This is a genomic window from Pseudomonas sp. Leaf15 (assembly GCF_001421425.1).
GTDB classification, from domain to species: Bacteria; Pseudomonadota; Gammaproteobacteria; order Pseudomonadales; family Pseudomonadaceae; genus Aquipseudomonas; species Aquipseudomonas salomonii.
In genome coordinates this window covers 109,823-131,004 of sequence record NZ_LMKI01000004.1, presented here as the reverse complement: position 1 = coordinate 131,004, position 21,182 = coordinate 109,823, and the positions used below count along the sequence as shown (strand labels likewise).

Annotated in this window: 23 protein-coding genes; 14 read left to right on the top strand and 9 right to left on the bottom strand. The window is 60.5% G+C overall.

Features of this window, described 5'->3' with window-relative positions; all coding sequences use genetic code 11:
* Window positions 1-148: 148 nt before the first annotated feature.
* The 3 genes from ASE80_RS05350 to ASE80_RS05340 are packed head-to-tail and all read right to left on the bottom strand — an operon-like array spanning window position 149 to window position 3,187.
* Window positions 149-2,080, bottom strand: coding sequence for an FUSC family protein (locus tag ASE80_RS05350; RefSeq protein WP_056857983.1), 1,932 nt, complete (start codon window positions 2,078-2,080; stop codon window positions 149-151).
* Window positions 2,080-2,988, bottom strand: coding sequence for an efflux RND transporter periplasmic adaptor subunit (locus ASE80_RS05345; protein WP_056857982.1), 909 nt, complete (start codon window positions 2,986-2,988; stop codon window positions 2,080-2,082). Before ASE80_RS05345 ends, ASE80_RS05350 begins: the two co-directional genes overlap by 1 nt.
* A gap of 10 nt (window positions 2,989-2,998) precedes the next feature.
* The gene (locus ASE80_RS05340) at window positions 2,999-3,187 is read right to left on the bottom strand and encodes a DUF1656 domain-containing protein (RefSeq protein ID WP_056857981.1); all 189 of its coding nucleotides are present in this window, start codon (window positions 3,185-3,187) and stop codon (window positions 2,999-3,001) included.
* 126 nt (window positions 3,188-3,313) lie between these two features.
* On the opposite strand from ASE80_RS05340, the gene ASE80_RS05335 reads away from it, so the two are divergent.
* Window positions 3,314-4,162, top strand: a complete 849-nt coding sequence (locus ASE80_RS05335) for an AraC family transcriptional regulator (RefSeq protein WP_056857980.1) — start codon at window positions 3,314-3,316, stop codon at window positions 4,160-4,162.
* Here ASE80_RS05335 and ASE80_RS05330 read toward each other — a convergent pair.
* Window positions 4,116-4,367, bottom strand: a complete 252-nt coding sequence (locus ASE80_RS05330) for a hypothetical protein (protein ID WP_056857979.1) — start codon at window positions 4,365-4,367, stop codon at window positions 4,116-4,118. The genes ASE80_RS05335 and ASE80_RS05330 overlap by 47 nt on opposite strands.
* Before the next feature lie 96 nt (window positions 4,368-4,463).
* Between ASE80_RS05330 and ASE80_RS05325 the strand changes: the two genes are divergently transcribed.
* Together ASE80_RS05325 and ASE80_RS05320 are read left to right on the top strand one after the other, a co-directional pair.
* On the top strand, window positions 4,464-5,249 hold the full coding sequence (locus tag ASE80_RS05325) for an AraC family transcriptional regulator (protein ID WP_056857978.1): 786 nt from the start codon (window positions 4,464-4,466) through the stop codon (window positions 5,247-5,249).
* A gap of 183 nt (window positions 5,250-5,432) precedes the next feature.
* Window positions 5,433-6,797 (top strand): ArnT family glycosyltransferase, encoded by a 1,365-nt coding sequence (locus ASE80_RS05320; RefSeq protein WP_082463563.1) that lies wholly within the window; start codon window positions 5,433-5,435, stop codon window positions 6,795-6,797.
* 140 nt (window positions 6,798-6,937) lie between these two features.
* On the opposite strand, the gene ASE80_RS05315 is transcribed toward ASE80_RS05320, so the two are convergent.
* Window positions 6,938-7,363, bottom strand: a complete 426-nt coding sequence (locus tag ASE80_RS05315; protein WP_056857976.1) for a helix-turn-helix domain-containing protein — start codon at window positions 7,361-7,363, stop codon at window positions 6,938-6,940.
* An 81-nt stretch (window positions 7,364-7,444) separates the two neighbouring features.
* Between ASE80_RS05315 and ASE80_RS05310 the strand changes: the two genes are divergently transcribed.
* The 3 genes from ASE80_RS05310 (at window position 7,445) to ASE80_RS05300 (ending at window position 9,721) form a co-directional block, all read left to right on the top strand.
* The gene (locus tag ASE80_RS05310) at window positions 7,445-7,936 is read left to right on the top strand and encodes a DUF2938 domain-containing protein (protein ID WP_056857975.1); all 492 of its coding nucleotides are present in this window, start codon (window positions 7,445-7,447) and stop codon (window positions 7,934-7,936) included.
* A 175-nt stretch (window positions 7,937-8,111) separates the two neighbouring features.
* On the top strand, window positions 8,112-9,182 hold the full coding sequence (locus tag ASE80_RS05305) for an NAD(P)/FAD-dependent oxidoreductase (protein WP_056857974.1): 1,071 nt from the start codon (window positions 8,112-8,114) through the stop codon (window positions 9,180-9,182).
* Between the two features lie 239 nt (window positions 9,183-9,421).
* A complete protein-coding gene (locus ASE80_RS05300) occupies window positions 9,422-9,721 on the top strand; it encodes a putative quinol monooxygenase (RefSeq protein WP_056857973.1) in 300 nt (99 codons plus the stop codon).
* A 208-nt stretch (window positions 9,722-9,929) separates the two neighbouring features.
* On the opposite strand, the gene ASE80_RS05295 is transcribed toward ASE80_RS05300, so the two are convergent.
* Window positions 9,930-10,826 (bottom strand): LysR family transcriptional regulator, encoded by an 897-nt coding sequence (locus ASE80_RS05295; protein ID WP_056857972.1) that lies wholly within the window; start codon window positions 10,824-10,826, stop codon window positions 9,930-9,932.
* Between the two features lie 308 nt (window positions 10,827-11,134).
* Here ASE80_RS05295 and ASE80_RS05290 point away from each other — a divergent pair, with 308 nt between their 5' ends.
* The 8 genes from ASE80_RS05290 to ASE80_RS05255 all read left to right on the top strand — a co-directional run bounded on the left by ASE80_RS05290 (window position 11,135) and on the right by ASE80_RS05255 (window position 18,680).
* Entirely contained in the window at window positions 11,135-11,989 is an 855-nt protein-coding gene (locus ASE80_RS05290) for a DNA/RNA non-specific endonuclease (RefSeq protein ID WP_056857971.1), read from the top strand.
* 192 nt (window positions 11,990-12,181) lie between these two features.
* The gene (locus ASE80_RS05285; protein ID WP_056857970.1) at window positions 12,182-13,117 is read left to right on the top strand and encodes an amidohydrolase family protein; all 936 of its coding nucleotides are present in this window, start codon (window positions 12,182-12,184) and stop codon (window positions 13,115-13,117) included.
* A gap of 47 nt (window positions 13,118-13,164) precedes the next feature.
* The gene (locus ASE80_RS05280) at window positions 13,165-14,130 is read left to right on the top strand and encodes an alpha/beta hydrolase (RefSeq protein ID WP_235593096.1); all 966 of its coding nucleotides are present in this window, start codon (window positions 13,165-13,167) and stop codon (window positions 14,128-14,130) included.
* A gap of 129 nt (window positions 14,131-14,259) precedes the next feature.
* Window positions 14,260-15,255, top strand: coding sequence for a GlxA family transcriptional regulator (locus tag ASE80_RS05275; protein ID WP_056857968.1), 996 nt, complete (start codon window positions 14,260-14,262; stop codon window positions 15,253-15,255).
* A 142-nt stretch (window positions 15,256-15,397) separates the two neighbouring features.
* Window positions 15,398-16,087 carry an ABC transporter permease gene (locus ASE80_RS05270; protein ID WP_056857967.1) on the top strand — a complete coding sequence of 230 codons (690 nt, stop codon included), beginning with the start codon at window positions 15,398-15,400 and terminating at the stop codon, window positions 16,085-16,087.
* The gene (locus ASE80_RS05265) at window positions 16,084-17,082 is read left to right on the top strand and encodes an ABC transporter ATP-binding protein (protein ID WP_056857966.1); all 999 of its coding nucleotides are present in this window, start codon (window positions 16,084-16,086) and stop codon (window positions 17,080-17,082) included. The genes ASE80_RS05270 and ASE80_RS05265 overlap by 4 nt, the downstream gene beginning before the upstream one ends.
* 2 nt (window positions 17,083-17,084) lie before the next feature.
* On the top strand, window positions 17,085-17,753 hold the full coding sequence (locus tag ASE80_RS05260; protein ID WP_056857965.1) for an ABC transporter permease: 669 nt from the start codon (window positions 17,085-17,087) through the stop codon (window positions 17,751-17,753).
* A gap of 33 nt (window positions 17,754-17,786) precedes the next feature.
* Window positions 17,787-18,680: a glycine betaine ABC transporter substrate-binding protein gene (locus ASE80_RS05255; protein WP_056857964.1), complete on the top strand. Its 894-nt coding sequence runs from the start codon at window positions 17,787-17,789 to the stop codon at window positions 18,678-18,680.
* Here the strand turns inward: ASE80_RS05255 and ASE80_RS05250 are convergent, their stop codons facing one another.
* From ASE80_RS05250 to ASE80_RS05240, 3 genes are all read right to left on the bottom strand, one after another.
* On the bottom strand, window positions 18,681-18,986 hold the full coding sequence (locus ASE80_RS05250) for a hypothetical protein (protein WP_056857963.1): 306 nt from the start codon (window positions 18,984-18,986) through the stop codon (window positions 18,681-18,683).
* Between the two features lie 220 nt (window positions 18,987-19,206).
* On the bottom strand, window positions 19,207-20,268 hold the full coding sequence (locus tag ASE80_RS05245) for an ATP-binding protein (protein ID WP_056857962.1): 1,062 nt from the start codon (window positions 20,266-20,268) through the stop codon (window positions 19,207-19,209).
* Window positions 20,265-21,014 carry a response regulator gene (locus ASE80_RS05240; RefSeq protein ID WP_056858075.1) on the bottom strand — a complete coding sequence of 250 codons (750 nt, stop codon included), beginning with the start codon at window positions 21,012-21,014 and terminating at the stop codon, window positions 20,265-20,267. Before ASE80_RS05240 ends, ASE80_RS05245 begins: the two co-directional genes overlap by 4 nt.
* Window positions 21,015-21,182 lie beyond the last annotated feature (168 nt).

The window sequence follows — 21,182 nt, the reverse complement described above, 5'->3', positions numbered from 1 at the left end:
GCGTGCTTGGGTAGGGGCGACATGGCCCGACGCGCATGACCGCCGTCATAGCGCTGTTTTTCTACAGCCTTGGCGTGCGCTTTATGCTGTATGGATAAACAGTAGTTCGGGTTTTGTCGCTTTGCAACTGTGGCAAGGCCGGGTTGTTTTAACTTAATTGCACGCCGCCATCCGCACGGGCGTATTGCGCCAGCAGTTCGGCCGCATCCTGGTAGCAACCCGCCAGTTCGCGTGCGCCCAGACGCTTCAATGCGTGGGCTGTGCGTCGGGCCTGGAGCGCATTGAGCGCAGGGTGAGCGGCAAACCGGGACAAGCGCCGGGCGCCATTTTGTGCGCAGCGTGCGAGGGGTGTGCCGGGTGGCAGATGCCGGGCCTGGGCTTGCAACCGTTGCAGGCTTCGGCTCAGTTGCAGTGACAGATAGCCAGCCGTGTGAACCGCTGGGTCATCCGTACCGGCCAGCGCCTGCAACGACACGATCCGGTGTTGTTGCCTGGCCTGCCACTTGAGCAGGTCCAGGCGTGCGCCATCGCGCAATAATTGTCGGGTGCTGGCGTGAACGGCGCGCTTTATTGCGCGCACGTGGCGCTCGGCGTTTCTTGGCAGTAGCTGGAACGCCAACAGGCAAATCGCCAGTGCCACCAGCCACGCGAGCGCCTGATTGGCAAAGTCGATGAAGTCGTATTGAGCTGTGCCGCCGGTGCTGACCAGCGTGTTAAAGGTGACCAGGTAGGCAATGCCCTGAAACGCGTGTCGCGGCCGGGTGGTGGCCTGAATACCGATGATCCAGAAGGCGCTCAGTACGACGATGAGCAGCGCGACGCCACTGATATGAGGCAGTAATAAAAACTTGCACACCGTCGCCGCCAATACGCCGTAAAGCGTGCCCTTGAAGAACGCCGCGACGCCGCGAGTGGGCGCCGCAGTGGCCGCCAGCAAGGTGCAATAGGGGCCCAAAACCGCCAGCAACGACGGGCCTTGGTCCCAGGCCGTGAGGTACCAGACCGCGGCGGTGGCCAATGTTGCAACCAACGCCCGAATGCCATTGCGCAGTGCATCTGCGTAATGACGGTGGAAACCGACCGCGCGGGCGGGGGCAGGGGCGGAGGCGGCGCGCTCAAGGCAGGCAAAGCACTCCAGGGCGCTGCACAGGTCCGCCAGTGGCTCGCTTAGCTGCGCGGGGTGTTCAGGTTCATCCTCAAGGCGGTCTTGCAGGGCCTTGACCTGCGCGGCGGTCGTGAAAAAGTCCGGGCGGGCTTCGGCCATTTGCTGCAGCGCCTGGCCCGTGTGAATACACGCCGGTAAAGCAGGCGCACAGGTCGGCACGCTGTGCAGGACGGCGGCGTGCAAATACGCCAGCCCGGCTTGAAGGGTCGACAGTCGGGTGCGGATCAGCGGTGACTCACCTCGACCAATGCCGAGCAGGTCATCCACCTTGCCGATGTCGATGCCGAGTTGGCCTTGCTCAGCCGTTGAGGTCTCACGTTCACCGCTATAGTGAGCCGCCAGCAACCGCAGCGTGCGAGCGCAGACATCCCCAAGCACCTGCTTGAGTTGCTGCTCGACCGTCTTGCGTCCGAACAGCGTGGCCACCAGGCTCAAGCTCAACACGCCAAGCGCCACTGCCGATCCCCGTGTGACGATATGATCGAAGGCTTGCGCCGGGGCGATGATCGCCGGGCCGAGGGCCAGGCAAACGGTGTAGCCGGCGACCACGGCCGCAGTGGCGTGGTAGTGCCGCAGCAAGGTCATGGCGGCGACACACAGCCCCAGCCACAGCCCGATTCCGAGAATGAACAGCAACATTTTCTGCGCAAACAAACCCGTCAGAATCACCGCCGCGATCAGCCCCAGCCCGGTGCCCAGCGCCCGATAGAGGCCTTTGCCAACCGCCGCGCCCTGGAGCGGATGAATCAGCAGTAACACGGTCGACGTCGCCGAGAAGGGTGAGTCCAAGTGCATTTGCAAGCCCAGCCATAACGCCAGTGAGGCAGCCGCCAGACTGCGAAGCACGTAACCCGACGAGCCGGGCGTCCACACCCCGGGCAGTACGGCCAACCTGCGCGCCACCGGCCCCGTCATCACAGGTACTCCTGCAACCAGCGAGTCAGTCGCCAATGCGGCTCGTCCCCGGCCTCAGTCACTTCGACGCTGGCGGTCATGCCTGCCGCCAGCTCCACACCCGCTGGCACGCTGTCCAGCTCAATGCGCACCGGCACACGTTGCGCCAGGCGTATCCAGCTGAACGTCGGCGCCACTTGGGGCAAGCCGCTGTCGCTGCGCAACTCGTTACCGTCGGCAATCCCGCGACCGATACTGGCGACATGCCCGGAAAGCAGCGGGGCAAACCCCATCAGCTTGATCGAGGCTGGCGCACCCACCCGAATGCCCGGCAGCTTGGTCTCTTCGAAATACCCGGTAACCCAGAAACTGTGGCTGTCGACCACATAGATATTGGTGCTGCCCGCCACCGCGTAATCCCCCGGCTGCAAGCGCAGTTGGGTCACATAACCATCGACCGGTGAACGAAGGGTGGTGCGCGCCAGGTCCAGCTGCGCCTGGGCCAACTGGCTCTGGGCCGCGTCCACCCGCGCTTTGGCCACGGCCAGGTCTTGGGCGGCATTGTCGGTCTGCTCCCGCGCAATGGCGTCGCCGAGTTGCTGGCGCCGCCTGAACTGCGCGGTGCGCTGCTCGAACACGCTGCGCGCCTGGGCCAGCTCAGCCGTGCGCTGTTGCCGGGCCAGCAGGTAGGCGCGCTGATCGATCTGATACAGCAAGGCACCCTTGGCCACCCACTGGTTGTCGCCCACCTGCAACTGTTCGACCTGGCCGGACACCTCGGGCGCAATGCGTATGACCTGAGCGCTGACGCGCCCGTCGCGTGTCCAGGGCGCCAGCACATAGGCACGCCACAACTGGGTGCAGAAAAATACAGCAAGCAGCCCAAGCCCAAGGGTCACCAGCCTCTTGAGGATTCTATCGAGTGTCATGGCAGGGTTCTCACAGTTTCACTACCAGTATTGAAAGGACGATCACGGACACAAAGAACCGCGTCAGGCTGGGGTGCCAGGTCCAATCCAGCCAGCCCCGCAGGAGGCGTTCGAGCACCGCGTAAATCAGCGCGGCAGCGCCCAGGTAGAGCAGAAAAGGCGGCAGGTAGAGGTTGGCAATCGTGATTTCGCTGAGCATTGCGTGAGTCTCGCCATCGGCCTTCACGCTGAAGGCCCTGCTGACGATGGTAGGGAATGCTCGAACGTGCCGATATTGAGTATCCTGCCAACCTATAATCAAATTCGGACACGCGAGTGGCAGCTAATGGACGAAACCACGCTCTACACGGTTGAACAGTTTGAGTTTGATGCGCTGCATCAGCCCGCAGTCGCGATGATGCTGGGCACCCAGCGCCACAACGCCGAATACGCTGTACACCGCCACCGTAAAGGCCAACTGGTGGTGGCCTATCATGGCGCGATTGTGTGCACCGTCGAGGATGGCGTGTGGATGGTGCCGACAGGGTTCGGCGTATGGATTCCGGCCGAGGTTGCGCACAGCAACCGCATCACCGCCAACGGCAAAGTCGGATTTTTATTCATAGAACCGGGGGCCGCCGCGCTGGCGCAAAAATGCTGCACCCTGGTGTTGTCGCCTTTGATCCTGGAGTTGATCAAGCACCTGGGCAGCCTGGAGCAGGATTATCCTGCGCACAGTGCGACCGCACGCTTGGCCAGCGTCCTGCTTGAACAATTGGAGCAGGCGCCCTCGGAACAGCTGTACCTGCCGCTGCCGGCTTCGGCGCAACTGCGCGCTATTGCGCGCAGCTTGGCGCAGGCCCCGGAAAATCGCCGCACCATGGCCGATTGGGCACATCAAGTGGCGATGAGTGAGCGGTCGCTGGCGCGTTTGATCAAGCGTGAAACCGGGCTGACATTTGGCCAGTGGCGCAAGCAATGGCAAATCATCGTGGCCTTGCAGAGCCTGGCCGAAGGCGAGTCGGTGCAGCGCACCGCCGAGGCGCTGGGGTATGAGTCGGTCAGCTCGTTTATCAGTATGTTTCGCAAGACCCTGGGTTCACCGCCGGCACGTTATATCCGCAGTACTCAGCCCGCCAATCGTGCGCTTAATACTGATCCACCAGGCGCTGCAACTGCGGGTCTCGTAGCGTAAATACCTCGAACAGCCCGAGGGCACGTAATGCAGGCAGCAACGCCAGCAGGTCCTGCTCGGCGACGGTTCGCTGGTGTGCATCGGTGTTTGGATCACACCAGGCCCGGGCATTCACCAGAAAGGCGCCCACACTGCCTTTGCGGATGACAACGCCGTGGCGTTCAGTCTGATTCTGGTCATCGGGCAACAGTTCTTCGGCGCGCATGCTGTGTATTCCTGGGAGTAGAGGCTGCGACTATAGACGCGCCAAAGTGGCCTGGGTACGCTATTAAAGACAATCAATAGTCCATCAAGGCCACTCATGTCCGCTGCGCTGATTCCCTCTTCGGTATTAACGGCTGCCGATGACCCGCTGGTTGTCGCGGTGGTCCGAGTGGACGCTGAACCGCGTATCACCAAACGCCATTGCCATGCGCGTGGGCAGTTGCTGGGCACACGCCAGGGCTTGTTATCGGTGGACGCCGGCGTCAGCCAGTGGGTGGTGCCGGCGACCCATGCAGTGTGGATCCCGCCGAATATCTCCCATGGCGCGCGCTCCCACGGCCCCTTCGCAGGGTGGAGTGTCTACGTGTCGCCGCAGGGCTGTGTCGAACTGCCGGATACGCCTTGCGTCCTGACAATCTCCGGACTTTTGCGCGAGGCGGTGATGCGCGCTGCCGCCTGGCAGAGCCCTGAGCTGGATGCTGCGCAGTTGCGCCTGGCCGGGGTGATGGTGGATGAGATCCGGACCTTGCCACGTGTGACCCTGGGCTTGCCGATGCCCCAGGATGCGCGCCTGCGCAAGATCGCCCAGGCGCTGTCCGATTGCCCGGACGACGAGCGTCACCTGCAGGAGTGGGCGGCCTGGGCGGGCATCGCCCCGCGCACACTGACGCGTCGGTTTGTGCTGGAAACGGGGTTCAGTTTCACCGCGTGGCGCCAGCGCGTGCGTTTGTTGCGCGCGCTGGAGAGGCTGGCGACGGGTGTGTCGGTCACGCGTGTGGCGCTGGAGTTGGGCTATGACAACGTCAGTGCTTTCATCGCACTGTTTCGCCGCACGTTTGGGGTGACGCCTGGGCGTTACTTCACTGCGCAAGAGCGTTTATAAGTAAAAAATCAACAGCTGAAGTTAGCAGTTTGCACTTTTATTGATGGTTATTCAGCTGTTGTTCAGGCCAAATTAAACTGAATAAACAGAGCGTATAGCCTTTACAACTCTTTACCTTTGCAGTCTGGATGATTGAAAAAACAACATGCTAGCCTGCGCGTTTTCAACAGGCAGCAGGCGCGCATGAAAAGGCTAAAGGAACTGGCTGTAAACAAGCCCTGTTCATCAATATTTATAGTGGCGTTTATTGTATTGGCTGCGCTGCAATACAAACCGGCCGTGCTCAACTACACCACACGCTTTGTCGACTTTGCCGAGTATATGCTCGCCCACGGCGTGACCCTGTTTCCCATTGCTGACGACCTGCAGCCATACCCCGATTACACGGTGCTCAATACACTGCTTGTGTACCTGGTTTCCCTGCCGTTCGGGCGTGTATCCATCCTGTCGATGGGCCTGCCTTTTTGCGTGGCGGCCGCCTTGATGCTGGTGTTTATTTACAAGCTGGGCGCCTTGCATGAAAAAAAATGGGGCGCCTTTGCGGTGGTCTTTGCGCTGTTTACCTGGTCATTCCTGGACGGCGTGAATTCCCTGGCGCTGGACATCTATCCGGCGCTGTTTACCGTGATGTGTTTTTACCTGGCCTATGCGGGCCAACTGCACCCGCACCGCTTTCACTTGCTGCCGGTACTCCTGGGCCTGGCGCTGGGCTTTGCCTTTCGTGGCCCTGTTGGCCTGATCGGCCCGGCGGGCGTGGTCGCCTCCTATTATCTGTTAAGTCGACAGTGGCGCCTGTTGCTGGTGTTCTGCCTGCTCGCGGGCCTGGTGCTGGCCGCAGGCATTGCCGTGCTGAGCGGCGCGGCCTACCTGCAAGGTGGGCAGGCTTTCCTGCAAGAGGTGCTGGTCATGCAAGGCTTGGGGCGCTTTGGCGCTGATCATGCCCCGCGTTATTACTTCTACTTCTCCGCCGGTTTGCTCACCTATGGCATCACTGCCTTTATCGCATTGAACGTGATCATCAAGAAGGGCAAACACTTCTTCGAACGCTCGCCGGCTCCGGCCACTCAACTGCTGCTGTACCTGACGGGTTGGTTGTTGGTGGTGATCGTACTGTTCACCCTTCCAAGTTCCAAGAAAGCGCGTTACATCCTTTCGATTACGCCGGCGATTTCATTATTAGCCGCCTATATCTTCGTGGATCGCAGTCAGCGCTTTGCAAGTACCCGCGACAAGTTGCTGAGGTTCTGCCTCAATTTGCCTGTGGTCGGCCTGGGCATGTTGTTACTTGCTTTTATCTATGGCCTGTATGCAGCCATGCCGCTGCGGCCTAACTATCTTGGCGCGTGTGCAGGGTTGATCGGCCTTATTTTCATTCGGCCCTGGATACAGTTACGGTTTCATGCACATCCACAACGGGAGTTCGTGCTGTTGTGTTTTGGTGCTGCGGCCTTCCTGGTCCTGGATATGTTCTTCTTTAATTCGATTACTTACCACCTGGAGTTGGCCGATGAGCCGACCCCCAAGTTTCTGCCCTATTGGTTTTGGTAGGGCATGGTTTTGGTAGGGCATGGTTTTGGTAGCGCGTGGTTTTGGTAGGGCATGTTGCTATCGCAGCCAGACCCGGAATCAAGCCAAACAACAACGTCACGCGCCAACCTCAGTCGAGCATCGGATGGGTCCTGTGAACACTAACGTGTCAGGCTCGCGCCCGCGTGCCTGGCACGCTTGAAGGCCCCTGCGGCGGCAATGTCGAGTAACCGCCGAAAGTTCGGGCATTGCGCGTGGTCGGGAGCAGGGCAGGCCGCAGCGTGGCGCAAGCCGCGGCTCATGGCCTGCAGTTGCTTGACCGTTGCGTCGATCTCATCGGCCTTGGCCAGCAGCACCGCTCTGTCCACCGTGGCCTTGCCAGTGGGGGACAGCATGGCCTGTATCTCGTCCAGCGACAGGCCGCCCGCCTGGCCGAGGGCAATCACCGCCAACTGCTCAATCACCGCCGGGCCAAACTGGCGGCGAGCGCCGGGCGGGCTGATGGAGGTGATGAGCCCTTTCTTCGCATAAAAACGCAAGGTGTGAGCCGGCACGCCCGTGCGTTTGACCACTTCGGTGATATCCATTGGCAGACCCTTGACTTGAAGTTGACTTCAACTTCTATGATGCCTGCGCAGGTTAAATGGGTCCATGAATAAGAGGTCGGTATGGCATCGCTGCACGTGATTGCACAGGTGATTTTATTGGGTGTCGGCGCGACGCTCGTGATGGATGTGTGGATGTTGCTGATGAAGGCGCTCAAGGTGCCCACCCTGAATTTCGCCTTCGTGGGGCGCTGGGTCGGGCATGCGTGCCACGGGCGGTTTGCCCACCGCAGCATTGCCCAAGCGGCGCCCGTGCAGGGCGAGGTGGCCCTGGGCTGGATTGCGCACTACGTCACGGGGGTTGTGTTTGCGCTGTTGCTGGTGGGGATCGAAGGAATCGCCTGGTTGCAGGCGCCCACATTCATGCCGGCATTGGTGCTGGGAATCGCCACCGTGGCTGTCCCGCTGTGTGTGATACAGCCTGCCATGGGCGCGGGGTTTGCCTCCTCCAAGACACCCACGCCGGGCAAAAACTGCCTGCGCAGTCTGATCAGTCATGCGGTGTTCGGCGTGGGGCTTTATCTGGCTGGAGTCTGTTCCAGCCACTGCTGGTAAGTGACGCGGCTGATGTGCGCGACTTCGCCGATGCTTCATACTTGTGCCGCTACTTAAAGCGTCAAACCGGGCTTTCACTTCCCGGCTATCGCAGGCATCAGCATGCGGCAAGCGGGCAGGGCTGATCTGCGGCCCGGGGAAGCAGTAATCAGTGCCAGGCAAGGAAGTCGTTTTAATGAATCAATACGATCTTATTATTGTGGGCGCCGGCATTCATGGTGCGGCTTTGGCCTATTACAGCGCCCGTGCCGGGCAGCGCGTGATGCTTATTGAAGAGGCCCGACCGGCCAGCGGTGCCAGCGGCCACGCCTTCGGTTGGATCAATGCCAGTGCATTGATCCAACCCGTGCAGCATTTGGCGCAAAGCGTGATAGATGATTACCACCACCTTCAGGCTGCGTTGCCGGCGTTTCCGTTGCGTTGGTGTGCAGAGTTGACCTATGGCCTGGGCCTGGAAAAAGTCCAGGCATCAGCAGCGGGCCTGAGCCTTTCTTCCCTTCAACCTCGTACTGTTTCGCAGAGTGAAATCCGCGCACTTGAGCCCAACCTTGCTGCTCCGCCTCTTCAAGCCCGCTATACGCAGGCGGCAGGGGTCATCTCGCCGGTCGAAGCCATTGAGTGCCTGGTTCTGGCCGCTGAGGGTTTTGGCGCACGGGTTGTTCGCGACTGCGCAGTGCGCCAGTTGCTGGTTGAAAATGGCCAGGTTGTCGGCGTCCATACCCAGGCAGGCAATCGGTATGGCAATAAAACGGTACTGGCTGCGGGCCTGGGAGTGCTTGATCTTTTGGCTGATCAAAACCTGCATCTGCCCATCCGACCGTCCCCGGCGATTCTGCTGACGTTTGAAGTGGCGAAGGCGCTGCTCAATGGCATTGTTTCGAACGCCGAAATGGAGGCGCGTCAGGGCGACACGCATACCTTGATTGCGGCCGAAGACTACATCGACGATACGCCGGAAAATGGCCCCGCTGCCATTGGGCTCAGAGCCCTCGACGCGATTCGTGGGCAGTTGAACGGTGCGCAATCCATAGTGCTGAAGTCCGTAGCGGTAGGGTGGCGGCCGCTGTGTGACGACGGCCTGCCTATCGTGGGGCCAGCGGGCGACGATGGCAGGCTGTATATCTTGAGCGCCCATCCAGGCTTGACCCTGGCGCCCACCTTGGCGCGGCTCTTGAGCGAAGAACTGATCACCGGCGTGCCTTCGCCATTGCTGAGCAACGTTAGGCCGCTGCGTTTTCGTGTGTGAGCGTCAGAACCCTGTGCCGTCAGCTGCTGTTTCAGTCACTTTCAATATTCCATTGAAAGTCTATGTGCCCCGTGCGGATGGCTGACGCAACCGGGGTTTCATTACGCTGGGGTTCTCCTTAACCACCTGCGGCGTTTATCAACATGGTCTTTAAAACCCCCATCACTTCGATCGGTGTGACGCTGCTTGCGCTGTTGATTGCAGGTTGTGCGAGCCATTCCCCTGACGGAGCGACCCCCATGCCAAAACCCTTGGTTTCCATCGCCGTACTCAAAGCCAAACCTGGCAAACAGCAGGCCCTCAAACACGGCTTGCTGGCCTTGGTTGCGCCAACGCGCACCGAGTCCGGTAACCTCGACTATGTGCTGTTTGAACTGCGCGACGCGCCCGGCACCTTCTACATGCGTGAAGCGTTCAAGGACCAGGCGGCCCTCAATGCACATTTTGCCACGCCGTATTTCAAGCAATTTGCAGCCACGGCTGACGATTTGCTCAGCGAGCCGTTGCAGCTGATCTTCCTTGAGCAAGTGTCGAACTGAGCCATTCGTTATCTTGCACAGTTATCGACATAACGGTGGTGCGACGCTGAACCTGTGGCGAGCAGGCTTGCCCTGCGTTGGGCTGCGCAGCAGCCCCTTCCCGTTACGACTGACTCACCGAGTCGCCTGAATTGGGGCGGCTTCGCCACCCAGCGCAGGGCAAGCCTGCTCGCCACAGCGGGATGTGTTCGTCCTTTCGTGCTGCAGATCAGTGCGTGCCCTGGGCGGCAAACACCTGTTGGGCGTGCGCGAAACACTTCTCGGCGATGGCCGAGCGCGGTTCGGTCTTGCGCATCACCAAACCCAACGGCGCAAGCACGCTGGCGTCCGGCAGGTTGATAAAGGCGAGGTTCTCGATCGGGTTTTCCATGCCGCTGTCCAGCGGCATGATCGCGCAGCAAAACCCTTCGTGGATCGCCTGGAACAGCTGATAGGTCGAATCGCTTTCGAGAATGGGCTGCGGGTCCAGGCCCCGGCTGCGGAAGCTCAAGTCAATGGATTTTCGATAGTGCATGCCATTGCTGATCATCCCCAGGGGCAACTGCGCGGCGTCTTCCCAACTCATTTCGGTGCCTTCGAACTGGAAGTGGCGCGTGTCGTACAGCAGGCCGACGCGGGTTTCGCCCAGTTCGAAAACCTCCAGGTAATTGGGGTTTACGTGGTCCAGGTAGCACACGCCCAAATCCAGTTGGTTGGTGCCCAGGGCTTCGATGATCTTGTCCGAGCTCATCGACGACAGGCTGAACTTGAGCTCTGGAAACGTCTGGGACAGACCCTGGATGTAGCTGATCGAGTTGAACCCGCTGAGCGGCACCAGCCCCAGGCGCAGGCTGCCCACCAACTGCCCGCGACACGCCGCCGCTTCGGCAAACAAACCGTCATGGGCGGCGAGCAGGGTTCTCGCCCAGGCCAGCACGCGCTCGCCGGCCTGGGTGAAACCTTCGAAGCGCTGGCCACGGGTAACCAGCTCCAGGCCCAGCTCATCCTCCAGATTGCGCAGGCGCATCGACAGGGTCGGCTGGGTGATATGGCAGCGCGCAGCCGCCTGGCCGAAGTGCCGAGTCTGCTCCAGCGCGATCAGGAATTTGAGTTGCTTGATGTCCATTTAAAGCCCCAGCCTGGGAATAAGTGAGCGGTCATGATAAGTGCCCGTGCCTGCACCCGCAGCAGACCCTCTCATTGTAAGGCCTGCGCGTCCAATCACCTGCATTGACGTGATCCCCAGCGGATCAAAAGCACAGCAGCAACCTGATTTTCGGCGGCGTGACCGGCTTTTTTGCGTCCCCTGAAACCTGTACACAATTTGAAATGTTTAAGTGGTTTAATGTTTATGTCGGCTTGCGATGGATCGCAGCCGCCGACAGACCTTTTGTCATTGATTCACCCAAGTTGCCATACCCAAGGAGCTACACCATGCAAGGAAGTATAAAGTCCAAACACTTAGCGTTTCTGTTGATTCCGCTGATTGCCGCCTGTACCACACCGGACAGAACCCGTGAGTCGGCCATCACACCGCAAGCCCAGCCCCAACAGGCCTGGCCGTTCGACAACTGCTCGGTCGGCTGCCCCAGCGGCGGCAGCCCGCTGACGCTTAACCGTCAGGCGTACACCCTGAACAACAACGGTTCGACCAAGTTTGCCAACTGGGTGTCGTACAAAATCACCAAGACTACTCCCGCCAGCGGCCGCGCGCGCGACTGGCAGACCGACCCGGACATCCCGGCCGGCGAAACCCTCGACCCGGTGGATTACAACGGCGCCAATGTCGCGCTCAAAGTCGACCGTGGCCATCAGGCCAACCTCGCCTCGATGGCGGGCGTGGCGGATTGGCAAAGCCTCAATTACCTGTCGAACATCACGCCGCAGAAATCCGACCTCAACCAGGGGCCGTGGGCCCACCTGGAAGACCAGGAGCGCAACCTGAGCAAGCAGGCGGGAGTCGACGCGGTTTATGTCGCCACCGGGCCGCTGTATGAGCATTTTGTCGGCACGCTGCCGGGCACGAACAAGGTGCACACCATTCCCAGTGGCTACTGGAAAATCATCTTCGTCGGCAGCTCGCCTGAAGGTGGCATGTATGCCTCGTTCGTGATGAACCAGGAAACGCCCAAGAACGCCAATTTCTGCGATTACCAGGTGCCCGTGAGTCAAATCGAAGAGCGCTCGGGCCTGACATTCTGGAGTGGTTTGCCGCAGGCCGTGCAGGCTGCGTTGAAGGCCAGGCATGGGCAATTGCCGGGGCGCATTGGTTGCAAGCAAGCGTTGTAATCCGTTAAGGGTCAGTATCACTTCTGTGGCGAGGGAGCTTGCTCCCTCGCCACAGGTTAGCCTTCGCTGCGTCCTATCAAACTTCGGATAAAACGTGCACGGCGAAATTTTGATACGACCCGTCGGGTTGGCGAGAGCGCAAAAACCTGGATGACCATTATTGTTTCCGTACAAAAAACGGAAACACTCATCATGCTGCCGCGCACCGAGCCCTATGCCAGACGACCCTTCGCCAGACGACCCTTGGCAACACGAGTCGACAGCCACGTCCACTTCTACACCGCACACGATCTCCAGCGCGTGGCTGGCCTGCTGCCCTATGGCCTGCCTGAACCACACCCGCTCAAGGCCTACCTGGATAAACTGATTGATGCCGGCATCCCCCCGGCGATCATCAACAACGTGCACCTGAGCATCCTGCCGGATTCGCAAAACGTTTTTGCATCGTTTGATCAACTGCAAGCGTTGCAGGCAGCACACCCTCAGCGGTATGGCGGTATCCAGCTGGCAGGAACGATCCACGCGCAACCGTCCTATGCCACCCAGGCGCGCCTCGGGCACCCGCAGGTCATCGGCGCCCGCATCGTTTTGCACGATGCCCGGCCTGAAACCGTTGCAGAGGGCAGCTTTTGCGATGAGCAATGGCAGGCGTTCTACGCACGGCTACTGCCGCACCAACACCTGCATATCTACGCCAAAGAGGCGCAGACCAACCTGCGCGTATTGCGCCAGATCCCTGACCGGGTGCCTGTGCTTATTGACCATCTCGGCAGCTGCCATTACGAACGGGGCGCTACAGAACCGGCCTACAGCGCACTGCTCGCGGAAGCGGCAAGACGCGGCAACGTGGGGTTCAAAGGCCCGGGCTATCGCACTTCGGTCAACCCTGAGCAAACCGCTCGGTTCGTGACCCGGATCATTCGCGCGGTGGGTGCCGGCAACCTCTTGCTTGAAGCCAGTGACGCGCCTCATGTGGGTGTCGGCAGCAACCGCGTGGCTTATGCCGAGCAGTTTGATGTACCCCGCACCTTTGCTTTTGTCGAGGCCGTGGCACGGCATGTTTCCAAAGCCACCGCAATCCCTGCCAGCCAACTGCTTCGGGGCGCGTGCGGCCAATGGCTGCGTTGACCTGCGCGCACATTCATACCTAGAGAGATCCAGCGATGACCACCATCATGACTAAAGCGATCAGCTTTGCTGTGCAGTACGGCGATGCGAGCCTGTACCTCAAAGGCACGCTGTTTGAACCCGAGCACCTTGATGCTGCAACGCGTCAGTTGCCCCCAATCGTTTTCAACTCAGGTTTCACCGGCGGCGTCAGCATGTACGGTCAGCTGTTCGGCCACGCCCTGGCAGCCCGGGGTTATCGCGTCATGACCTACGACGTGGCGGGTTTTTTTACCAATAAGTCTGTGCGTAATACCCTGCAGTCAGCAGATGGCGAAGTCACCCAGGTCATGCTTGAGGACCAGAAGGACGAAGTCCTCGGCGCGGTTGCATGGGCGCGTGACACCTTCGGTCAAAGCCCGGTAGTGGCCTCCTGGGCGATGGGGGCGGTCGCCAGCCTCGGTGCGGTGGCTGAGCTCGCCGCTGCGGGAGGTGAGCAAGTGCGGTTCTGGGTGCCGATGAGCTACAGCAGCCTGCGTACACTGCAGACGTTGCGTACCGACCCGGCGGCAACCGACGCCGCGATTCACCAACTGCCGGATGATGCGCCGATTCCGCCGTTCGATACCGGTACAGAATCGACCCGCCTGGGTTATTACCCACTGGATCCGCAGACCCAGGCCTACGTTGATCAGCAACTGAGCGGCTATACCGAAGCCGGCGGCGTGGACCGTTGGCCCGGCTGCACTCACGTGACGGCAAAATCCTATAAAGCCTGTGTGGCGTATGACCCGGAGCGGTTCATTGGGGGCGCACAAGGCTTCCCGCCGGCGCTGATTGTGCACGGCGCTGAAAATACCCTGCACATGCCTTCAGAGTCCGTGCGCCTGCATCGGCACTATCCGGGGGATGCGGGGCCCAGTGCGCTGATTATTCCGCACCTGCAACACGGCCAGCAGAATCAGGCCGATAACCCGCTGTTCAAATCAATGATCCAGAGCATCGACGAGGCCATCCGCACGCGAGCCTTGTAATGAAAGCTTGCAATCATTGCAGGCTCGCCGTGACTCAATCTGGCTGAATACAACGTCAGGCCCCTGCGGGGTGTGCTTAACACCCAGCCGTCGGGCTGGCGTTGGACTCACCTTGATAAGGATCCGGCAATGTTAAACCCCAGCACAGCAGCGTCGCCTGCAACGGGTTACATCACCCAGCGAATCGGCCTGCTTATTCTTCCTCAGTTTTCCATGATGGCGCTGGCGGGTGCCAGTGAGCCATTACGCGTGGCGAATCGGCTCAGCGGCAAAACGCTGTATGAGTGGACGCTTCTTACGGAAAGCGGCGGGCCTGTCTGCTCCAGCAGCGGTATTGAGATACACACCGTCGCGATTGATCAAGCGCCCGCGGTCGATCGGGTGTTTGTGTTGGCCAGCCTGGATATCGAGCGTCAGAAGCCGCCGAAAATGCTGCGGTATTTGCAGCGTGCAGCCGCCCGGGGCGTCACCGTGGGCGCACTGAGCACGGGCACCTTCATTCTGGCCCGCGCCGGGCTGCTCGACGGCAAACGGTGCACCTTGCACTGGGAAACCATCGGCCAGTTTTGCGAGGAGTTTCCCACCCTCGAAGTCACCAAAGAGCTATACGTCAACCATGACAACCGCTGGACCTGTGCCGGTGGCACGGCGGCGATCGATCTCATGCTGGCGCAGATCGCACAGGACCACGGCAATCAGCTGGCCGCGAACATCGCCGAACAATTCCTGCACGCCCGGATAAGAGCGCCGCAAGAACATCAACGGATGTCGATCCAGTGGCGGTTCGGCATTCATGACCGGCGGCTCACGGCCGCCATTGCCGCCATGGAAGACAACCTGGAGCACCTGATCGGCATCGAAGAAATTGCCGACAGATGCAACCTGTCACATCGCCAGCTGGAGCGTTTGTGGCACCAGCACTTCGGGATCACACCGAAAAAATTCTACCTGGAACTGCGACTCAACCAGGCGCGGCGACTGCTGCGTGAAAGCACCCAGGCGATTGCCTGCATTGCCCATAGCTGCGGGTTCGTTTCCGCGTCACACCTGGGTGCCGCTTACAGGCGTGTGTGGGGATGCACGCCGGGGGAAGAACGGCGGAAATTTGATGATGCACATTCCTGAGGTGACGGCGGTTTTTTGATAGAAACCGTCGAGCCCAAGGCCCAAATAGCCTTCAAGGGCGCGGTAAGGTTCAAGGCAAGTCCGGTGCCCGCTTCCCGATGCACGGCCAATAACAATAACCAGGGCGTAAGAAGGGTGGACCATGGAAACGTTGAGTTTCATTCTGGAAAACAGCAGCCTCATCAGCCGGTTGCTGGGGCAGCACCTGTTTATCGTCGCGGTCGCGGTGGGGCTGGCGATCCTGACCGGTGTACCTGTCGGCATCTTGATCAGCGAGCATCCCCGGACGCGCCGTGGAGTACTCGCCGTTGCTGCGGTACTGATGACCATCCCTTCGGCCGCGCTGTTCGGCTTGATGATCCCGGTGCTGTCGCTGATTGGCTATGGCATCGGCGTGGTGCCCGCCGTTATTGCGCTGTTTCTTTATTCGCAACTGCCGATTATCCGCAATACCACCACCGCGATCGCCAACATTGACCCGGCCTTGCGCGAGGCGGCGATAGGGATGGGCATGTCCCCCTGGCAGCGGTTGTGCAAGGTCGAACTGCCGATTGCGGTGCCGCTGATCATGGCAGGCGTGAGGATGGCGACTGTGATCAATATTGGTATCGCGGCGATTGCGGCCTACATCGGCGCCGGCGGCCTGGGCAGCCTGATCATTCGCGGTATCGCGCAATCGGACCCGCGGCAGCTGTTGACCGGTGCCCTGGTGATCAGCGCCATTGCCATTGCCGCCGATTATGCGCTGTACGCCCTGCAGAGCAGGTTGACGCCAAAGGGGCTGAGCAGGCACGCAGTGGCTGCCGGCCGAATGAAGGAGGCGACGACGTGATCCAGATCGACAACCTGAACAAACAGTTCGGCTCGATAACGGCCGTCGAGGATGTCTCGCTCACGGTGGAAGAGGGCAAGATCTGCGTACTGCTCGGCCCGTCGGGCTGCGGCAAGACCACGACGTTGAAAATGATCAACCGGCTGGTAACCCCCACCTCGGGCACCATAAAAATTGGTGGGCGTGATACTTCAGAGATGGACAGCGTCAGCCTCAAGCGCTCGATTGGCTACGTGATTCAACAAGTCGGCCTGTTCCCGAACATGACCATCGAGGACAACATCTGCGTAGTTCCAAACCTGCTGGGGTGGGACAAAACCAAAAGCCGCCAGCGCGCCGCCGAGTTGCTGGAGGTCGTTGCGCTGGACCCGTCGCTGTTCCTCAAACGCTACCCTTGCGAGCTTTCAGGCGGCCAACAGCAGCGTGTCGGAGTCGCCCGGGCGCTGGCCGCCGACCCTCCCGTGATGTTGATGGACGAGCCATTTGGCGCGATTGATCCGATCAACCGGGAAGTGATCCAGGACGAGTTCATGCGCATTCAGCGCCAGGTTAACAAGACCGTCCTGTTTGTCAGCCATGACATCGACGAAGCCGTGAAGATGGCCGACTGCATCGCACTGTTCCACAACGGCAAAATCGCACAGTTCGGCTGCTCCGATGATCTTCTGGCCAGGCCCAGCAGTGAGTTCGTGGCCAATTTCATGGGCAGCGACCGCATCATGAAGCGCCTGCGGTTGCTGCGCTCGGTGGATGTCGCCAGCAAGGTTCCGCCTGCTGAGCCGTTGCAATCTGTCGGTGGCAGCAACGAAACGTCTGCGCGAGCGCAGTTGGTGGTCAAACCCCAGGATGACCTGGGCCAGGTGCTCTCACAGCTCTTGGGGCGAGGCCAGAACTGGGCGCTGTGCAACGACGTTGACGGGCGTTTTATCGGCTATGTCCACCAGACCGACATCCTGGCCAGGCTGGTTGAAAACAGCACGCCGGTAGGGCGTTGACGATGCCCGACCTGATGCTCGGATTCTGGGCGGCAATGCAATTGCACTGGGGCGATATCACGTACCTGACGGTTCAGCACCTGCACATCGTCGCCGTCAGCGGCGCCCTGGCGCTGGTCGTGGCGCTGCCCTTGGGCGTGTGGATGAGCCGGCCTTCGAACCAGCGCTATGCCATGGCGTGCATGCAATTGCTGAATGTGGGGCAGGCGATACCCAAGCTCGCGTTGCTGGCGCTGGCCATGAGTGTGTTCGGGGTCGGCGGTGGGGCGGCAATCTTTGGCTTGTGGGTCGCCACCTTGTTGCCGGTGGTGGTCAACACCTACGAGGGCTTGCGGGCAGTGCCGGAGCACTTGCTCGAGGCGGCCGAGGCGATGGGCATGACGCCTGCGCAGCGGTTATGGAAAGTTGAAGTTCCCAACGCGCTGAACGTTATTTTCGCCGGCATACGCACGGCGCTCGCCATCAATGTCGGCACCGCGCCGCTGGCGTTCCTCGTCGGCGGCGGTGGCTTGGGCGAGCTTATTTTCACCGGTATCGACCTTAATGATTTTTCCATGATGTTGGCCGGTGCGACGGCGACGGCTTTTCTAGCCATTGCGGTTGACCTGGGGTGCGGCGTGATCCAGCACGTCACGGTGTCTCGGGGCTTGAGGCTGGCGGCACGTGAATGAATGTGAAGACCAATGACCTACAGGGGGTGCAGGATGATTCATCGAATACTTATCTGTCTGATCGGCGTGCTGGGCCTTGTGCTCGGCAGTATTGGCAGTGTCTCTGCCAACGGCACGGTCGTTGTGGGCGGCAAAAAGTTCACCGAACAGCAACTGGTGGCGGAAATGACTGCGCAACTTTTGCGCGCTAACGGGTACAGCGTGGATAAACGCCCGGACCTGGGCTCATCCATTTTGCGCGCTGCGCTGGAAAACGGTCAGGTCGACGTGTATTGGGAATACACCGGCACTTCCCTGGTGCTGTACAACAAGGTCACCGACACCCTGAATGCCGACGAGACCTACAACCGGGTCAGTGCCCTTGACGCGCAGAAGGGCATCACCTGGTTAAACCGGTCAAACGCCAACACGACCTACGCATTGGCCATGCGCAATGACGCGGCGCAAAAGCACGGTATCGTCACGCTCAGCGACCTGGCGAAGCACATCGGCGCGGGCGGTACCTACCAGTTCGCCAGCAATGCCGAGTTTTACTCGCGCTCCGATGGCTTGCGACCGCTGCAAGAGAAGTACAAGTTCGAATTCGGGCGTAAAAACGTCATTCGCATGGACGGTGGGCTGACCTACCAGGCGCTGCGGGACGGTCAGGTGGATGTGGCGTTGGTGATGTCCACCGATGGGCGGATCCCGGCCTACGATTTTGTGGTACTCAAAGACGACAAGGGTTTTTTCCCCAGCTACGCGTTGACCCCGGTGATTCGTACCGAGGTCTTCAAGCAACACCCTCGGCTGGGGGAATTACTTAATGCACTGTCGTCCAGGCTGGACGACGAAACCATTGCCGGTCTCAACGCCCGGGTCGACGTCGGGCGGGAATCTATCGAGAGTGTGGCCAAGGGGTTCTTGCAGCAAAGTCGCTTGCTCTAGTCAGCACAGGTAGCGGCTGCGTGCCTCCCTGAGCAGGTCGCGCACGCGATCAACGCGCAATAACAGCGTCATTTGCCGCTCATCGACGATAATTTCCGCCACGATCAATGCGCAGATCATCGGGGCGGTCACCAGCCAGTGCTCGTAACACTGGCTGGCCAGCGATATGAAGACGCCTCCAATCCACAGTGCCAGCACCCACTGGGGGGCACGACGTTGCAGGGGCACCCAGAAGCGCTGCAACCTTTTCAAACGGGCCGTGTGCAGCCTTAACGAAGCTTCGAGTCGGGACAGCTCATTGCTCATGTTTAAACTCGCTCAACGGTACGGGCGCAGCCTGGGAGCGTGGTTCCCAGCCAGGACAGGTTGACCCGTTCAACTTCTACCCAATGCTCGCCGGCAGGTTTTGTGCGGCAGCTTTTAAACTCAATACACACCTGCGTCGCGTCCAATAAAGCAAAGTGCCGGTAACGGGGCGGGCGCTTGAACACCGAAAACAACATACGCATCGCCGCGCCTCGCTCAATCAAACGTGCCAACTGAGTTCAAACAGCGTGCCGCCGTTTTCCATGCGGCGGCAGGTCACGGCGCCGCCATGGGCGAGGGCGATGGCGCGTACCACGGCCAGGCCCAGGCCACTGCCGCCCTGGGCGCGTGAGCGGGAGTTTTCACCGCGTTGGAAGGCGTCAAACAGGCGCGCGGCAAAACCTTCATCGATGCCGGGGCCGTCATCGCGCACGCGCAGGTAGTTGAAACCGTCACGGGTGCTCAGGTGCACGATGACATTGCCCGCTGTCGCGTGCCGCCGAATGTTATCCAGCAGGGCCAGCAAGGCCTGGCGGATGCGCGCCGGGTCGCAGCGCATGGTGCGGCGTTGCAGGTCCAGTTGCAGCACAAAGCCTGCGGCCACCAGGCTCGGTTCGAACAACCGCACATCGTCTTCGATACCCGTCGCCAGGTCGGCTTCTTGCAGGTTGAGTTCCAGGTAGCCACTGTCGGCCAGGCCCACCACGCGCATATCCTCGATCAAGCGCGTCAAGCCTTCGACCTGGCCCAGCAAGCTGTAGAACTGCGCGGTGTCGGGTTCGAATACACCCTCGGCCAACCCTTGCAGGCGCCCGCGCAGAATAGTCAGTGGCGTGCGCAGTTCATGCGCAATGGCGGCATTCCAGAACGCTTGCTCCTGCGCCATGCGCTGCAAGCGCTTGGCCATGCTGTTGAAGTCATTGACCAGGATCGCCGCTTCGCCGATCGACTGGTCACCGGCAACGGCCTGCACGTCCAGGTCGCCGTCGGCCAGTTTGCGCAGGTTCTCCGCCACGGAATTGAGCGGCATCAGAATTCGCCGCGACAGTTTCAGCGCCACAATCGAGCCCACCGCCAGGCTCACGCACGTGGTCAGGCCCATCCATACCCATTCAGCCTTGGCTGGCAGCCATGCATCCACTTCGGCGTCGGTGAGCGGCCAGTAGGTCCAAAGCAACGCATAAAAGATATACGAGCCGATCACCGCCAGGGCGATCACGCACAGCACCACGGCGCACATCGACAAGATAATCTGGCGACTCAGGCCATTGAGCCCTTTCACACCACGCTCCCGAACCGGTAGCCGACGCCACGGATACAGGTGGGCACACCCTGCACGCCGAGGTCTTCGAGCTTGCGCCGCAGTTTGCTGATATGGCTGTCGACCGTGCGCTCCAGGCTGTCGCTTTCCGGTGAACACTGGGCCAACAGCTCGGCACGGCTGAACACCCGTTTCGGTGCCTTGGCCAGTTGCGCCAGCAGCCTGAATTCGGTGACGGTCAACGCCAGCGGCACTCGGCGCCCGGCCAGCGCCACCGTGGCTTCGTAGCTCTCAAGGTCGATTTCAAACGCGTCCACCCGCAGTACGGTGGGGCAGGCGCGGTCGTGATAAGCGATGGAGCGGCGCAGTACCGCCTGGGTACGCGCCACCACTTCGGCCGGGTTGAACGGCTTGACGATATAGTCGTTGGCACCGATGCGCAGGCCCATCAGCTTGTCCATGTCCTGGTCTTGCGCGGTCAGCATGATCACCGGCGTATGGCCGCGCTGGCGCACTTGCGCGAGCACCTGCCAGCCATCCACGTTGGGCATCAGCACATCCAGCAACATCAGCTCCGGCTTGAGCGCCAGGTGCATGTCCAGCGCCTGTTGGCCGTCACGTGCGTGGGCGGTGCGAAAGCCACTGCGCTTGAGGTAAGCCACCAGAATGTCAGCGATTTGCGGCTCGTCTTCGGCAATCAGCACCAGGGCCTGGGGTTCTCTGACGCAGTCCGGGCGGGGCATCGATGCAATGGGAAAATCAGTCATGGTCTGCTCGGTGAAGAGGTCGCGCGCCGTCGCATTCCTGTGCTCGCGGTTATCTGCCGTGTCGTGGCTGCCGTCCGTGGCCACGTGTTCAAGCGTTGATCATAGCCTCTGGGTGATGCCATTCGACCGTGGTCGGTGCATTGTGCGCAACAAACGTGCGCTTTTATG